This is a genomic window from Microbacterium sp. Clip185 (assembly GCF_028743715.1).
Taxonomy (GTDB): Bacteria; Actinomycetota; Actinomycetes; order Actinomycetales; family Microbacteriaceae; genus Microbacterium.
In genome coordinates this window covers 256,304-271,485 of sequence record NZ_CP117996.1, presented here as the reverse complement: position 1 = coordinate 271,485, position 15,182 = coordinate 256,304, and the positions used below count along the sequence as shown (strand labels likewise).

The following is a 15,182-nucleotide window of genomic DNA, read 5'->3' as shown; positions in this document are numbered from 1 at the left end:
CGGTTCGTCATTGAACGGTGCGTCGCCCACCGACGGCGGCGGGCGCGGCAAGTCTGTCGCCGTCGCTGCGTGTCCCGTCTATCCGTGAGATCACGTAATCCACGGTGGGGAGCAGGCCCGCCGAGCCCGCTCCATTCAGGGGGATGCATAATCGGTGCAGACGAAGGGGTCTGGATGATCGCCGAACCGCGCAGCGAGTTCGTGGGCCGCAGGGCCGAGCTCGACACGATCGGCACGCTGCTGCGCACCAGCCGCCTGGTGACGCTCACCGGCGTGGGCGGGGTCGGCAAGACGAGGCTGGCCTCGCGCGCCGCCAACGAGTTCGCCGCCGCTGCCGGGGTGACCACCTGGTTCGTCGGATTCGACAGCCTGCAGGATGCGCGCCGCGTGCCCCTCGCTGTCGCTCGCGCCCTGCCGCTCGGTGAACACTCGGCCCGAGATCCGCTCGACTTCCTGGCCGACGTCCTCGCCGAGACACCGTCGCTGGTCGTGCTCGACAACTGCGAGCACCTCATCGACGCGGTGGCGGCGTTCGCCGACGAGCTCCTGGATGCGGTCCCGAACCTGACCATCCTCGCCACGAGCCGGCGCCGGCTGGACGTCGACGGCGAGCAGGTCTTCGCCGTTCCCCCGCTGTCACTCACCGACGACGCGTCCCGCCCCTCCGACGCCCTCGCCCTGCTGCTGGCGCGCGCACGTGCCGCCGACGCGTCCTTCACGCTGTCGGAGCAGGAGCGGTCCGTCGCCGAGGAGTTGTGCCGCTCACTGGACGGCCTCCCGCTCGCGATCGAGCTGGCGGCGACCCGGCTGCGGTCGTTGCCGCTGTCCGAGCTCAACGGCCGTCTGTCGTCGCGCTTCACGCTGCTGCGGGCCGCATCCCGCTCGGCCGTCGCGCGCCAGCGAACCCTCGGCGCGGTCGTCGACTGGAGCTACGAGCTGTGCACCCCCGAGCAGCGTCGGGTGTGGGAGGCCCTGAGCGTGTTCCGGGGGCCTTTCGACCTCGCGGCCGCAGCGTCGGCGGCCCAGCTCACCGAGGCGGAGATCGTCGACGTCGTCGACGATCTCGTCACGCAGTCGGTCGTCGAAGCCGACCGCGACAGCAGCCGTTTCCGCATGCTCGAGACCATCCGCGCCTACGGTCGCCAACGGGCGGAGGAAGACGGGACGTGGCCGCTGCTGCTGCACCGCCACCTCGCGCACTACCGCCGCCTCGCCGAGGCCGCCGACGCGCGCTGGTACGGACCCGATCAATCGCACATCATCGCGACCCAGCGCGCCGATCGGGCGGAGCTGCACGCGGCGCTCAGCACCGCGACGACGGTCGACGCCGACACGGCACTGTCTCTGTTCGCCTCCCTCCGCTATCACTGGGGCGTGGGCGGTTTCCTGCCCGAGGGGCGCGCGTGGGCGACGCGTGTGCTGGCGCTGCCCGGTGCCGGCGCGGTGCCACGGATGCGGGGCTCGATCACGGCGGCGTGGCTGTGTCTGCTGCAGGGCGATCTGGACGAGGCCGACGTCCACCTCCGGGACGCCGAGACGCTGCTCGCGTCCGTTCCCGCGCCCGAGCGCGCCGTGTTCACGGTGGAGGTGCAGCGGTGGCGGGGCACGCACGCCCTGTTCTCGGGCGATCCTGCGGCGGCCGTGATCGGCTTCGAACGCTCGATCGACGGCGCCCTCGCCGCGGGCCTGCCCGACGAGGCACTGCTGGCCGAGTTCCAGCTCACGACCGCCCGAAGCCACCTCGGCGAGCGCGGAGCGGGGGCATCGGCCCAGGCCGCCGTGCGACACAGCGAGGCCACCGGCGAGATGTGGATGCGCTCGCTCGCACTGTGGTCTCTGGCGCTGGCGGCCTTCTGCGACGGCGAGCTCGATCTCGCGGAGGCGCAGGCGCGTCAGTCGTTGCGGGCGGAGGACGGCATCGATGATCCGGTCGGGGACTGCCTCGTGCTCGAGTTGTTGAGCTGGATCGACGCGGCACGCTCACCCACCGAGCGCTCCGCCGTCCTGCTCGGGGCGGCCCGCAGTCGCTGGCGCCGCGTCGGTTCCGACATCGCGGTGCACGGCCCGCAGATGGCGGCCCACCACGAGCGATGCGTGGCGCAGGTGCGCGCCCGCCTCGGCGACCGCGCGTTCGAGCGCGCCGCCGCCGTCGGCGAGCGCCTGACCCCCGCCGAGGCGGTGTCGTTCGCGGCATCCGCCCGCGGCGCTGCCGGCGGGCTCAGCGAGCGCGAGCGGGAGGTCGCCGCAGGCATCCACGAAGGACTGAGCAATCGCGAGATCGCCGACCGGCTCGTGCTGTCGGTGCGCACCGTCGACACCCACGTGCAGCGCATCCTCGGCAAGCTCGGCTTCGGCTCCCGCGCGCAGATCGCGGCGTGGTTCGAGTCGACTCGCGCGGCGGTGAGCGGCGAGGTTACGTAGTCCTACGGATACCGCGGCTCCGGGCGCCGATCGAGACTGAGCGTCAGACATCGTCGTCACGGAGCCGTCACCCGACGCCGGTTCCCCGGATCAAGGAAGACCGGAATCATGAGCCACAACCCGCATGTGCTCCTCGTCCACGGCGCGTGGGTCGGAGGGTGGGAGTTCGCCCCCGTCGTGCCCTCGCTGCAGGCACTCGGCTGGACGGTCGAGACCCTCGAGCTGCCCTCCACAGGGTCGACCGGGTCCCTCGCCGCCGATGCCGCGGCGCTGCGCGACCGCCTCGATCACGCCGAGACGCCCGTCCTGCTGGTCGGCCACTCGTACGGCGGCGTCCCGGTGACGGAAGCCGGCGATCATCCGGCCGTCGCGGGGCTCGTCTATGTCGCCGCGTTCGCGCTGGATGCGGGAGAGAGCGTTCGAGGATCCGTCGGCGGTGAGTTCCCATCCGGATGGCACGTCGCGGGCGGGCAGGTGACCCTCGGCGCCACCCGCGAGGAGCGCATCGCGATGGTCTCCGCCGACTTCCCGCCGGGAACACCTCCGGAAGCGGGCGAGCAGCTCGCCGACATGTTCCGTCCGCAGTCGCTCGCCTCGTTGACCGACACCGTGGCCGCGGTCGCCTGGCGTACCAAGCCGAGCTGGTACCTGCTCACGGAGAAGGACGTGCTCGTGCCGCCGGCGTTCCAGCAGGCGCTGGCCGAGCGCGCCGGCTCAGAGATCATCCGCCTCGCCACCGGGCACGCACCGTTCCAGGAAGACCCACAGGGCTTCGTCGACGCGCTGTCACGCGTCGCCGCACGCGCACTGGTCTGACCCCACCCACCGAAGGAGCACCTCATGACCCTCACCGATCCCGCATCTACCACGACGGATGCGCAACCGCGCTCGCGCGGGCAGCTGTTCATCGGCGGCGTCTGGCGCGACGCCTCCGACGGCGCCGTCATGGACGTCGTCTCCCCCGCCACCGGCCGCAAGGTGGGCGAGGTCGCGCGAGCGACCACCTCCGACGTCGACGCCGCGGTCGCCGCAGCCCGCGACGCTTTCGACTCCGGCGTCTGGTCTCGCCTGTCGAGTCGGGAGCGCGCACGCATCCTGCAGCGCGCGTACACGCTCATGCGTGAGCGGACGGAGGAGCTCGCCCAGGCGGAGAGCCTGGATGTCGGCAAGCCCATCACGTTCGCGCGGATCATCGACGTCAACAACGCCGCGGAGCTCTACGAGTTCTACGCGAGCCTCGGCCACCATCTGGACGGCGACGTCCGCGAGACGACCGGCAACACGCACGCCTACGTGAAGCGCGAGCCGATCGGAGTGGTCGCGGCCATCACGCCGTTCAACTTCCCCCTCATCCTCTCGAGCTCCAAGATCGCCCCCGCGCTCATCGCCGGCAACACGATCGTCCACAAGCCGGCGAGCGACACCCCGCTCTCGGCCCTCATCATCGCCGACATCCTGCAGGAGGCGGGCGTGCCCGACGGCGTCTTCAACGTCATCACGGGCCCCGGCGCAGCTCTGGGCGATCAGCTGGTCGGCCACCCGGACGTCGACAAGGTCGCCTTCACCGGGTCGACCGAGATCGGCGCCCACGCCGCGGCGATCGCCGGGCGCACGCTGAAGCCGTTCACCGCCGAGCTCGGCGGCAACGCCGCCAACATCCTGTTCGCCGACGCGGATCTCAACACCGCGATCAACACGGTGATCTCGGCTTTCGTGTTCAACTCCGGCCAGTTCTGCATGGCGGGCCCGAGGCTGCTCGTGGAGCGCCCGCTCTACGACACGGTGCTGGGCATTCTCGCCGAGGCTCTCCCCCACGTGCCCTTCGGCGACCCCACGGACGAGGGGACCGTCATCGGCCCGCTCGCCAGCGCGAACCAGCTCGAGAAGGTCGCTGCGATGGTGGACCGCGCCCGCGCGGCCGGAGCGCGCATCGTCACGGGCGGCGAGCGCGCCGATCTCGGCGGCGGCTTCTACTACCGCCCGACCGTGATCGCCGACGTGCCGAACGACGCCGAGGTCGTGGCCGAGGAGGTCTTCGGTCCCGTCCTCACCGTGCAGCCCTTCGACACGGAGGAGGAGGCGATCGCCCTCGCGAACTCGACGCCGTACGGCCTGGCATCCGGCATCCAGACCGCAGACCTCGCCAAGGCGCACCGCGTGGCCGCGCGCCTGGATGCGGGTATCACCTGGGTCAACGGCTGGGCGCTGCTCGATCCCTCGGTGCCGTTCGGCGGCGTCAAGGCCTCCGGATGGGGGCGCGAGAACGGACCCGAGGCGATGACCTCGTACCAGCGCACCCATTCCATCGTCTTCAACCTCGAGACGGGAGCGTCGGCGTGACCGCGGGCCGCGCGGCCGTCCTGCAGGACGGCGCCTTGCGCGTCGAGGATGTGGAGTACGGGGCTCCGGGCCACGGCGAGGTGCTCGTACGGCTCGTCGCGACGGGACTGTGTCACACGGATCTCGGCGTGATCGCCGGCGGCATCCCGTTCCCGACCCCCGGCATCATCGGGCACGAGGGCGCGGGCATCGTCGAACAGGTCGGGGCGGGCGTCGACTCCGTGGCACCCGGCGACAAGGTGCTGTTGAGCTTCACCTCGTGCGGTGCGTGCAGCGGATGCGCGGGCGGCCATCCCGCCTACTGCGAGACCTGGCAGGTGCGCAACCTCTTCGGCATGATGCGCGACGACGACTCGGGCACCATCACGCACGAAGGCCTCCCCGTGGCCGGCCACTTCTTCGGGCAGTCCTCGTTCGGCACCTATGCGATCGCCGACGAGCGCTCCCTCGTCGCGGTGGATGCGGACGCCGACCTCACGGCGCTCGCACCGCTCGGGTGCGGCATCCTGACCGGCTTCGGCTCGATGTGGAACGTGCTGGATCCGAGCCCCGCCGACACAGTGGCGGTCTACGGCTCCGGCGCGGTCGGGCTGTCGGCGATCATGGCCGCCGCGCACCGCGACCCCGCCGCGCTCGTCGCGATCGATCTCGTCGACGAACGGCTGACGCTCGCACGACGGCTCGGCGCGACCCACACGATCAACGCGGGCACAGAGGACGTCGCGGCCCGCCTCGCCGAGATCACCGGCGGGCACGGTGTCGACCTGAGCTTCGACACGACCGCGAGCCCCCGCGTGGCACGCGGCGCCCTGGATGCGGCCGCCATCCGCGGCACGGTGCTCGTGTGCGGCGCACCCCCTCCCGGCACGGAGATCCCGGTGGACATCCAGGGCATCCTGACCGGCAAGGTGCTGCGCGGCGTGACGATGGGGGACACGCTGCCGCAGCAGCTCATCCCGGAGCTCGCCCGGCTGCACGCCGAGGGTCGGTTGCCGCTGGAGCTGTTGGAGAAGACGTACACGCTCGACGAGATCGAGCAGGCGGTGGCCGACATGCACCACGGCGTGACCGTCAAGCCGGTCATCGTCTACTGAGCGCGACGAGCGGATGCGGGCGGCCCCGGCGACGAGGTCCGCCCGCATCCGACCACCATGACGAGCATTCGGGAGCGACGCAACGCGTTCATCGGCAGGGACGCCGACGTGCGCGCCGTCCTCGGTCTGCTCGAGAGCCGACGCCTCGTCACCGTGACCGGCGTGGGCGGAGTGGGCAAGACCCGCCTGGCGATGCATGTCGCAAACGTCTTCGCGCATGCGCGCTCCCGCAAGGCGTGGGCGGTGAGCCTGGCGGAGGTCCGTGAACCTGAGCAGGTGGCTCTGGCGCTCATGCGTACACTCGGCCTCGCAGACCGTCCAGACGCCTCGCCGCGCGACATCGTCGTCACCGCCCTCGCACAGCAAGAATCGCTCGTCCTGCTCGACAACTGCGAGCACCTCCTCGACACGGTCTGCGATCTCGTCGACGACCTGCTCGACTCTCTGCCGAACGTCTCGATCCTCACCACCTCGCGGCGTGCGCTGTCTCTCGACGGCGAGGGCGTCTATCCGCTCGCCCCGCTGGGCACAATGACGGCGGACGGCGGCGTTTCCGACGCCGTCACGCTGCTGATCGAACGTGCCAAGGACTCCGACGCGCGCTTCGATGCGCAGCGGCAGGATCTGTCGGCTGCGCTGGCATTGTGCCGCACGCTCGACGGGCTACCGTTGGCGATCGAACTGGCGGCGGCACGACTTCGGTCTCTGAGTATCGCCGAGCTCGCGGATCGTATCGAGTCGCGCTTCACGCTCCCACCGGGCGATCGGAGGGTCGACCTGCGACAGCGCACACTGCGCGCTGTCGTCGACTGGAGTTACGACCTGTGCACCCCGGACGAGCGTCGGGTGTGGGCGGCCCTCTCGGTCTTCTCCGGCACGTTCAGCACGGCGGCGGCGATCGCCGTCAGCGTCGACGCGGATCTGGATGAGGTGGCCGCGTGGTCCGCCTTCGAGGGACTCGTCGCACAGTCACTCGTGGAACAGCGAGAGCCCGGGCGCCATCGACTTCTCGAGACGATACGGGAATACGGTCGGGACCGCGCTCGCGAGAGCGGCACGTGGGACGACACGCGGCGGCGTCACCTCGCGCACTTCTGCGAGCTCGTCCGGACTCATCGCACGACGTTCCACGGCCCCGGGCAAGCCGCAGCGCTCGCACGACTGCGCCAGGAGTGGGGGGAGCTGCAGGCAGGGTTGACGTTCGCGGTGGCAGACGACTCGGCGGTGGAAGAGGGCGCCCGTCTCGTTTCCGACCTCCGGTACCACTGGGCTGTCGGCGGCTTCCTTCGCGAGGGACGCAAATGGGTCGGCAGTGCCCTGGCGCGAGGCCCCTCGCCGCTCCTGCGGGCGGAGCTTCACACCCTGGGCGGGTGGCTGGCACTCGTGCAAGGCGATCTGGACACAGCGGCGGCGCACCTGGATGCGGCTCAGTCGCTGCTGGCGGGGAGCGCGGACCGGGAAGCGGCGGTTGTCGCCATGGAGGTGAGTCGATGGCTCGGCTCGCACGCGCTGTTCCGCGGCGATCTCGACCAGGCCCGCGAATTGTTCACCCGGTCGATCGGCGATGCCCGCGCCTTGGGCGACGAGGCGGCGACACTCATGTCCGCCTTCCAGCTCACGGTCGCCGAAGCCCATGCGCACGCCCGCGATGCCGCCCTGCCTGCCGACGAAGCACGGCGACTCGCCGAGGCCCTCGACGAGTCGTGGATGCGCTCGCACGCCCTGTGGTCCTTGTCCGTCGCGGCGCTGAGTTCCGAGCGCCCCGACGACGCCGCCGCTCTCGTGCGCGAAGCACTCGCTATCGAGCGGAGCTTCCACGACGACCTGGGCACCTGTTTGATGCTGGAGACGTGGGCGGCGATCGCATGTCGGCAGGCACACCACGAGAGTGCCGCCGTCGTGTGGGCGGCTCTCGCCGACGGCTGGCGCCGCGTGGGTTCCGATATCGCCGCCTTCGGCCCCCACCTCGCCGCGCAGCACGACGCGGCGATCGACCGGACGCGCACCGCACTGGACCGCACCCGCTTCGCAGCCGCCTGGGAGCGCGGCCGACGACTCGATCTCGTCGAGGCCGTCGTTTTCGCACTCGACACCGCCGATGCAGCCTCCCCGCTGAGCATCCGCGAGCGCGAGGTCGCCGACGGCATCCATCGAGGTCTCAGCAACCGGGAGATCGCCGCCGAACTCGTCATCTCCGTGCGCACGGTCGAGACGCACGTGCAACACATCTTCACGAAGCTCTCCGTCTCCTCGCGCACACGGATCGCCGCGTGGGTCGAACGCGGATCCGCGGGGCGGAATCCGTGATCACCCGGATGTGCGCTCAGGCTCGCTGATCCGAGACTGGCCCGACGACGGTGGCGTCGGAGGGAGAGCTCTCATGAGGATCACAGTGGATTACGACCGGTGCGACGGCTTCGGGTTCTGCGAGCAGGCAGCACCCGAGCTGCTCCGACTCGACGACGATGGCGTCGTCCAGGTACTCGTTGACACGGTCGACGAGCCTCGGCGCGCCGTAGCGGATGCCGCGGTCCGCAGCTGTCCCGTCGCGGCCCTCCGCCTGCAGGCATGAGCGCGGCGGGCCTTGTCGTCCTCGGCGCATCGATCGCCGGCGCGACGGCGGCTCAGGCGGCGCGCGACGTCGGGTGGGAAGGTGCCATAACCCTCGTCGATCCCGAGCCGAGCGCCTACTTGCGCCCACCGCTGTCGAAGGGCGTGCTGACGGGGGCCGAGTCCCTGGACGACATCGGAGTGCCCGACCCTCCGGATGTTCGGATGCGGCGCGGACGACGCGTCGCCGCGCTGCACAGCGACGCGCGAAGGGTGGAGCTCGACGACGGCGAATGTGTCCCGTTCGACGCGCTCGTGGTGGCGACCGGTGCACGCGCCCGCGCGTTCGGCGTTTCCGGCGAGCACACCGTGCGCGACCGCGAAGACGTTCATCGCCTTTCCTCGGCATTGAGAACAGCTGAACAGGTGGCCGTCGTCGGGGGAGGGCTGCTGGCCGCAGAGGTGGCCTCGTCGATCGCGATGCTCGGTCACGCGGTCCTGCTCGCCGCGCGGCGCCCGCCACTGCGAGAGGCGCTCGGCCTCTTCCTCTCGGACGCGATCTGTCGCGCCGCCGAGGAACACGGGGCTCGGCTGGTCGTCCACCCGGGTCTGGGGGTGTTCGAGCACGAAGGCGCGGCTGTGGTGACGGCGGGCGGCGACACGTTCCGCCCGTCACTGCTCGTCTCTGCGATCGGAGACGAGCCGAACACGCGTTGGTGCGTCCAGGACGGTGCTCCGCTCAACGTCGATGCCTCTCTGCGCGCGAGCGAGCGGATGTGGGGAGCCGGAGACGCCGTGGTGGTCGGCGGGGGACCGCGCACGCCCCACTGGCAGGCAGCGATCGAGCAGGGACGCACCGCCGGACGGAACGCGGGCCGCTGGCTTCTGGGGCTCGAACCCGACGAGGTCCATGTCCCCGAGCGTTACCTGTGGACGGAGGCCTTCGGACTGAAGCTCAAGATCGCCGGTGCGTCACCGGGCGACGAGTCTCCGTCCGTCGTCGCCGGCGATTGGAATGAACGCTCCGCAGTGCTCCATTGGAGAGGACGAGAGGCCGGCAGTGCCGTCTCGGTGAACCACCGGATGCCCGTCCCCCGCCTTCGCGCGCTCGCCCGCACCGAATCACCCACCACCGACGCATCGAAGGAGATGCCATGACCACGACCACCACCCGACCCGAGAGCGACGTCGACCTGTTCACCGACGAGGTGCTCAGCGATCCGTACTCGACGCTCGACCGCCTGCGCGAACAGGCGCCGGCGGTCTACCTCTCCCGGCTCGATATGTGGCTCATCTGCCGCTACGAGCCGGCGCGCCGGGTGCTCGGCGACTGGGAGAGCTTCTCCTCCGCGCAGGGCGTGGGCATGACGGAGCAGTTCAATCACGCGTGGTCCGCCGCGCTGATCTGCCAGGACCCACCGACGCAGACGGAGCAGCGCGCGATCTTCACCGAGAACCTCTCGACGCGCGCGCTTCGACCTCTGCAGGCGACGATCGACGTGCGCGCCGAAGAACTCGTCGACGAGCTCGTCTCGCGGGGCCGCTTCGACGCGGTGGCCGACCTCGCTCATGACCTCCCGATCAACGTGATCATGGATCTGATCGGCTGGCCCCCCTCGCGCCGCGAACGCCTCATTCCGATGGCGACGGCATGGTTCGAAACCATCGGACCCGACAACGAACGCAACCGCTCGTCGTGGCCGGTGGTGGGCGAACTCTTCGAATACCTCAATCAGGCGATCGATCAGGACGATCTCACGCCCGGGAGCTTCGGACGCCACCTCCTCGATGTGCATCGGGCCGGGCACCTCCCCCGCGAAGCCGCCGTGGGACTGCTGGCGGGATACGTCGTCGCCGCTTTCGACACCACGATCAATGCGATCGCCAGCGCCGTCTGGCTGTTCGCCCGCGAGCCGGAGCAGTGGGATGCACTGCGGGCCGCACCGTCGCTCGTCGCCAGCGCCTTCAACGAGGTCATCCGTGTCGAAAGCCCGATCCAGTACTTCACCCGGGTCGCGACCCGGGAAGTGGATGTGGACGGCGTCACCATCCCCGAGGGTGCGCGTGTTCTGATCAGCTACGGCGGAGCAAACCGCGACGCGCGACACTTCGCCGAGCCGGCGCGCTTCGACATCGCACGCAACGCGGTCGACCATCTGGCCTTCAGCTTCGGCAACCACGCGTGCGCGGGTCAGAACCTGGCCAGGCTCGAGGGTCATGCCGTGCTGCGCGCTCTGATCCCCCGCGTGGCCCGCTTCGAGTTCGACGGCACACCCGAACGCGCGCTCAACAACGCCGGACGCGGGTTCGCGCACCTCCCGGTTCGCGTCACCCCCGCTTGACAAACGGATGCGGGCGGCCCCCGCGAAGGGGCCGCCCGCATCCGTGTGCGTCAGAGCGGGTACTGTCCCGGTTCGCGGCGCATCGTGATCCAGCGGGTTTCGGTGAAGGCGTCGATGTTCGCCTGTGCACCGCCGTGGCGGGAGCCGGTACCGGAGGCGCCGACGCCGCCGAAGGGCGCGTTGGCCTCGTCGTTGACCGTCTGGTCGTTGATGTGCACGATGCCGGTCGGGATGCGCTTCGCCAGGTCGTACGCCTTCATCGCGTCGCGGCTCACGATGCCCAGCGACAGCCCGTACTCGGTCGCAGCGGCGAGCTCGACGGCCTCGTCGTCGGTCGCGAACGAGACCACCGAGGCGACGGGGCCGAAGACCTCGTCGCAGTACGCGGCCGCATCCTTCGGGGGGTTCGCCAACACGGTCGGGCGGTAGAACAGCCGGTCGTACGTGCCGCCGGCCGCGAGCCGGGCGCCGGAGGCGACGGCGTCCTGCACGAGCGCGTGCACGCGGTCGCGTTGCGTCTCGTCGATGAGCGGACCCAGATGCACCTGTCCGGCGGCCGGGTCGCCGACGACCATCGAGTCGGCCTTCGCGGCGAGCTTGGCGACGTACTCGTCGAAGAGCGACTCGTGCACGATGTGGCGGCCGACCGTCATGCAGATCTGCCCCTGGTGCAGGAAGGCGCCCCATGTGGCCAGGTTGACCGCCTGGTCGACGTCGGCGTCCTCGCGCACGAGGAAGGCGGAGTTGCCGCCGAGCTCGAGATGCGCGCGGGTGAGGTGGCGCCCGGCGAGCTCGCCCACGGCGCGGCCCGCGCGGGTCGACCCCGTGAAGGCCACGACCCGCACGTGCGGATCCGCGACCATCGCCTCGCCGACATCGGCACCGCCGGGGACCAGCTGCAGGATGCCCCTGGGCAGGCCCGCCTCTTCGAAGATGCGCACCATTGAGACACCGCCGGTCACGACCGTGCGGGGATCGGGCTTGAGCAGCACGGCGTTGCCGAGCGCCAGGGCCGGCGCAACGGCGCGGATGCCGAGGATGAGCGGCACGTTGAAGGGCGAGATGACGCCCACGACGCCCACGGGGATCTGCTGGGCGAGCGAGAGGCGCGGCTCCTCGCTGGAGAGGATGGTGCCCAGCGGCGCCGAGGGCAGAGACGACGCCTCGTAGCACTCGGCCGCGGTGACGTGCAGGGCGAAACCTGCGAGCGGCGGGATGGCTCCGACCTCGCGGATGTTCCACCCCATGATCTCTTCCGCGTGCTGCTCCCATAGCTGCGCGGCCTTGCGCAGCACGGCCGCGCGAGCCGGATGCGGCGTGGCCGCCCACTCCTGCTGCGCGCGTGCGGCGGATGCGGCGGCGCGCGCGACATCCGCGGCATCCGCCATCCCGACCTGTACGAGCGTCTCGCCGGTGGCCGGCTCGATGGAGGCGATGGATCCTCCCCCGCCTTCGACCCACTCACCGTCGATGTAGATGCGTCCCTCGAAAACGTGGGGATCGATCAGGGTGGCGGTGTCCTGCGTTGCGGTCGACATCGTCGTCACCTTTCCGGGCTTCTCTGCCCTATACGTATGAATACATCCTGAGCGACGCGGGGCCCGCGCGCAATGGGAGTCGGATGCGCGATTCAGCCTGTCGCGCGGGCCAGACGATGGGACCTGCGGCCGGGGATGCTCTCCGCCCACCCACGGCGGATGACGCCGATCGCGTCTCGGGCGAGAGCAAGGCCGTCGGCGTAGGGCGTGCGCCAGATCGAGAGCGCGTCGGCGGCGCCGCCGGCGAGCGGTCGCGAGAACGCCTCCACCCCCCACCGGCCGCGATAGCCCGCATCCAGCGCTTCCCGCACGAGCGTGGGAACATCCACCGCGCCGCTCTCCAGCGGACCTCGACCGGACTGGCCGAGCTCAAGGTAGCGCAGGCGCGGCATCGCGGTGCGGATGGCCTGCACGGCATCCGCTTCCTCGATCGCCATGTGGAAGCTGTCCAGGTGCACGCCGAGGTGGGCGGATCCGCTCGCGGCGACGTAGTCCATCGCCTGGGCGGCCGTGTTGATCGCGGCCTCCTCGTAGCGATTCAGCACCTCGAAGGTCATCTGGATGCCGCGTTCGGCCGCCTCGTCGGCGACCTGCCCCACCGCACGGGCGCTCTCGAGGAGAAGTGCCGGGTCGACCCGTTCGGACGGCCGCCCGAAGAGCCCGTACGGCACCCCGTTCAGCTGGTCTGCGCCCAGCCGCTCTGCGAACCGCACACTCTCGCGCAGCAGCTCGACCCCCGCCCGACGCACGTCGGCGTCGGGCGAGGAGACGTCCGCGTCCGGGGCCTGGCCGCACATGGCGATCGGTAGCATCCCGGTGCGCACGAACGCATCCGCGAGAGCGTCGGCATCGGTCGAGGCGGCATCCAACGGCGGAAGCACGGCGCGACGGTAGCCCATCTCCCGCAGGTCGTGCAGCACCGGCACCAGCTGCGCCGGCGCCAGCTCGGGCGTGATCGCCGAGAGGTGGCACGCGAGATCCAGGTCCATGACGTGCCTCAGAACACCGGCAGATCGAGCCGCTGCTTGAACACCGAGTAGCCGTCGTCGACGCTCACCACGGTGCCGTTGATCGCGTTCGCCTCATCCGAGGCGAGGAACGCAACCACGTCCGCGATCTCCTCCGGGGCCGTGAGGGTGTTGCGCAGCTGCTCGGCGGCGAAGGTCGCCCGCAGCTCGTCGCTGAACTGATTGATGATGGGCGTGCCCACCCGCCCCGGGGTGATCGCGACGGCCCGGATGCCGTACTCGGCGAGTTCGTAGGCCGCGGAACGGGTGAAAGAGATAACGGCGGCCTTCGCGGCGCTGTAGGAGAACGAGAGCTCCGCCGCCTGCTGGCCGTAGATCGACGAGGTGCTGATGATGACGCCGCCCGTCCCCTGCTTCCGGAACTGCCGGCCGGCCGCGAGGATGCCGTAGTAGACGCCGTCCTGGTCGACCCGGATCATGGGCGCGTAGTCCACCTCGGGGTCGTGCTCGAGCAGCGGCTTGCCGCCCGCGATGCCCGCGTTGTTGAAGATCACGTCGAGCGAGCCGAACACCTCGACGGTGCGGGCGACGGCGGCCTCCACATCCTCGAAGCGGGACACATTGGTGCGCACGGCCGCGACCGAGTCCGTGAAGCCGAGGCCCTCGAGCTCCGTCACCACCTGGTCGGCGCGGGCCAGGTCGACGTCGGCGATCATGACCTTCGCGCCCTCGCGGAGGAACTTCTCGACGGTCGCGCGGCCGATGCCGCTGCTGCCGCCGGTGATCAGAGCGGTCTTCGATTGCAGTCGCATGTGCGACCTCCATCCATGTCTGGGGTGGGGCGGGGTGCACGCAGCACCCCGCCCCGAAGGGTCAACCGAGCTTGTCGGAGGGGGTGATGCTGTCCGCGTTGTCGACGGTGACGAGGGTCGTCGCTACCGCGTCGAAGCGGGAGGAGGGCAGCGTGCCGTCCTTGCGGTAGGCCTCGATATCGCCCACGACCGTGTCGAGGATGCTGGGCCAGGGCTGCTCGATGGTCGCGAGGAAGGGTCCGCCGGCCTTGATCGCGGCGATCGCCTCGCTCGTGGCGTCGACGCCGGTGACCTTTGCCTTCGAGCCCGCCTCGCTGACGGCCTGGGCGGCGCCGAGCGCCGCGTCGTCCCAACCGACCCAGACGCCGTCGAGGCCTCCGGGGTTGGCGGACAGGTAGTCCGCAACGAGCGACAACGCCTCAGTGCGTCCCGTCGCGGGAGAGGCGACCTTCTGGATGTCGCCGCCGGCGATGTTCGCGCCCGCCGCGGTCAGCGCCTTCTCGGCGAGGCTGGCGCGCAGCCGGATGCCGGGGTGCGGGTCGTGCCCGATCACCATGATGTTCTTGCCCTTCAGGCCCCCGAGCGCCTCATCCAACGCCCCGACGGTCTGATCGACGATGCCCTGCTGATCTGCGGTGACGTTGATCGCGAACGCATCGTTCTCCTCGGTCGCGGAGTCGATCGCGAAGATCGGGATGTTCGCGTCCTTGGCGGCGGTGACGATCGAGCCGATCGAAGCGACGTCGGTGTAGCCGTCGAAGATCGCGTCGGCGCCCTGCCCGATGGCGCTCTCGACCGCGGGGTTCATCTTCTGGAAGTCGAAGTCGCCCTGGATCACCGTGAGGTCCCAGCCGAGTTCGTCGGCCTTGTCCTGCACTGCCTTGACCCACCAGGCACCCACCGGCGTCTGGTTGCCGGAGGTGAAGGCGATGACCTTGAAGGTGTCGTCACCGCCGCCCCCTGAGCCGCCCGACGAGCATCCGGTCAGGACGAGGGCCGCTGCGACGGCCACGGCCGCGAGGGCCTTGAATGAAGTGCGCACGTGTTACTCCTTTGTGTTCGTGGCGTAGTGGTGGTGCACGGTCGTTGGGTCGACCGCTTCGGGAAAGCGGATGCG

The 15,182-nt window shown here is 70.5% G+C and carries 12 protein-coding genes; 8 read left to right on the top strand and 4 right to left on the bottom strand.

Going from position 1 to position 15,182, the window contains the following annotated elements; all coding sequences use genetic code 11:
- Nucleotides 1-174: 174 nt before the first annotated feature.
- The 8 genes from PQV94_RS01380 to PQV94_RS01345 all read left to right on the top strand — a co-directional run bounded on the left by PQV94_RS01380 (nucleotide 175) and on the right by PQV94_RS01345 (nucleotide 10,747).
- Nucleotides 175-2,421 (top strand): ATP-binding protein, encoded by a 2,247-nt coding sequence (locus PQV94_RS01380; RefSeq protein WP_274287020.1) that lies wholly within the window; start codon nucleotides 175-177, stop codon nucleotides 2,419-2,421.
- 108 nt (nucleotides 2,422-2,529) lie between these two features.
- On the top strand, nucleotides 2,530-3,237 hold the full coding sequence (locus tag PQV94_RS01375) for an alpha/beta fold hydrolase (protein WP_274287019.1): 708 nt from the start codon (nucleotides 2,530-2,532) through the stop codon (nucleotides 3,235-3,237).
- Between the two features lie 24 nt (nucleotides 3,238-3,261).
- Nucleotides 3,262-4,761, top strand: coding sequence for an aldehyde dehydrogenase family protein (locus PQV94_RS01370; protein WP_274287018.1), 1,500 nt, complete (start codon nucleotides 3,262-3,264; stop codon nucleotides 4,759-4,761).
- Nucleotides 4,758-5,855, top strand: a complete 1,098-nt coding sequence (locus PQV94_RS01365) for an NAD(P)-dependent alcohol dehydrogenase (RefSeq protein WP_274287017.1) — start codon at nucleotides 4,758-4,760, stop codon at nucleotides 5,853-5,855. The genes PQV94_RS01370 and PQV94_RS01365 overlap by 4 nt, the downstream gene beginning before the upstream one ends.
- A gap of 57 nt (nucleotides 5,856-5,912) precedes the next feature.
- Complete coding sequence (locus PQV94_RS01360; RefSeq protein WP_274287016.1) at nucleotides 5,913-8,162, top strand: helix-turn-helix transcriptional regulator; 2,250 nt, start codon at nucleotides 5,913-5,915, stop codon at nucleotides 8,160-8,162.
- Nucleotides 8,163-8,235: 73 nt separating this feature from the next.
- Nucleotides 8,236-8,427, top strand: a complete 192-nt coding sequence (locus PQV94_RS01355) for a ferredoxin (protein ID WP_274287015.1) — start codon at nucleotides 8,236-8,238, stop codon at nucleotides 8,425-8,427.
- Nucleotides 8,424-9,563 (top strand): NAD(P)/FAD-dependent oxidoreductase, encoded by a 1,140-nt coding sequence (locus PQV94_RS01350; RefSeq protein ID WP_274287014.1) that lies wholly within the window; start codon nucleotides 8,424-8,426, stop codon nucleotides 9,561-9,563. Before PQV94_RS01355 ends, PQV94_RS01350 begins: the two co-directional genes overlap by 4 nt.
- Nucleotides 9,560-10,747: a cytochrome P450 gene (locus PQV94_RS01345; protein WP_274287013.1), complete on the top strand. Its 1,188-nt coding sequence runs from the start codon at nucleotides 9,560-9,562 to the stop codon at nucleotides 10,745-10,747. Before PQV94_RS01350 ends, PQV94_RS01345 begins: the two co-directional genes overlap by 4 nt.
- A gap of 50 nt (nucleotides 10,748-10,797) precedes the next feature.
- Here PQV94_RS01345 and PQV94_RS01340 read toward each other — a convergent pair whose 3' ends face one another.
- The 4 genes from PQV94_RS01340 to PQV94_RS01325 all read right to left on the bottom strand — a co-directional run bounded on the left by PQV94_RS01340 (nucleotide 10,798) and on the right by PQV94_RS01325 (nucleotide 15,107).
- Entirely contained in the window at nucleotides 10,798-12,285 is a 1,488-nt protein-coding gene (locus PQV94_RS01340) for a benzaldehyde dehydrogenase (RefSeq protein ID WP_274287012.1), read from the bottom strand.
- Between the two features lie 92 nt (nucleotides 12,286-12,377).
- A complete protein-coding gene (locus tag PQV94_RS01335; RefSeq protein WP_274287011.1) occupies nucleotides 12,378-13,274 on the bottom strand; it encodes a sugar phosphate isomerase/epimerase family protein in 897 nt (298 codons plus the stop codon).
- Between the two features lie 8 nt (nucleotides 13,275-13,282).
- On the bottom strand, nucleotides 13,283-14,065 hold the full coding sequence (locus PQV94_RS01330) for an SDR family NAD(P)-dependent oxidoreductase (RefSeq protein WP_274287010.1): 783 nt from the start codon (nucleotides 14,063-14,065) through the stop codon (nucleotides 13,283-13,285).
- Between the two features lie 61 nt (nucleotides 14,066-14,126).
- Nucleotides 14,127-15,107: a sugar ABC transporter substrate-binding protein gene (locus tag PQV94_RS01325; protein WP_274287009.1), complete on the bottom strand. Its 981-nt coding sequence runs from the start codon at nucleotides 15,105-15,107 to the stop codon at nucleotides 14,127-14,129.
- Between the last annotated feature and the right edge of the window lie 75 nt (nucleotides 15,108-15,182).

What these genes read in the sequence shown, in the direction of transcription:
- PQV94_RS01330 (WP_274287010.1), bottom strand. Translation starts at nt 14,065, where the DNA reads ATGCGACTGCAATCGAAGACCGCTCTGATCACCGGCGGCAGCAGCGGC.
- PQV94_RS01380 (WP_274287020.1), top strand. Translation starts at nt 175, where the DNA reads ATGATCGCCGAACCGCGCAGCGAGTTCGTGGGCCGCAGGGCCGAGCTC.
- PQV94_RS01335 (WP_274287011.1), bottom strand. Translation starts at nt 13,274, where the DNA reads ATGGACCTGGATCTCGCGTGCCACCTCTCGGCGATCACGCCCGAGCTG.
- PQV94_RS01360 (WP_274287016.1), top strand. Translation starts at nt 5,913, where the DNA reads ATGACGAGCATTCGGGAGCGACGCAACGCGTTCATCGGCAGGGACGCC.
- PQV94_RS01375 (WP_274287019.1), top strand. Translation starts at nt 2,530, where the DNA reads ATGAGCCACAACCCGCATGTGCTCCTCGTCCACGGCGCGTGGGTCGGA.
- PQV94_RS01345 (WP_274287013.1), top strand. Translation starts at nt 9,560, where the DNA reads ATGACCACGACCACCACCCGACCCGAGAGCGACGTCGACCTGTTCACC.
- PQV94_RS01350 (WP_274287014.1), top strand. Translation starts at nt 8,424, where the DNA reads ATGAGCGCGGCGGGCCTTGTCGTCCTCGGCGCATCGATCGCCGGCGCG.
- PQV94_RS01340 (WP_274287012.1), bottom strand. Translation starts at nt 12,285, where the DNA reads ATGTCGACCGCAACGCAGGACACCGCCACCCTGATCGATCCCCACGTT.
- PQV94_RS01370 (WP_274287018.1), top strand. Translation starts at nt 3,262, where the DNA reads ATGACCCTCACCGATCCCGCATCTACCACGACGGATGCGCAACCGCGC.
- PQV94_RS01355 (WP_274287015.1), top strand. Translation starts at nt 8,236, where the DNA reads ATGAGGATCACAGTGGATTACGACCGGTGCGACGGCTTCGGGTTCTGC.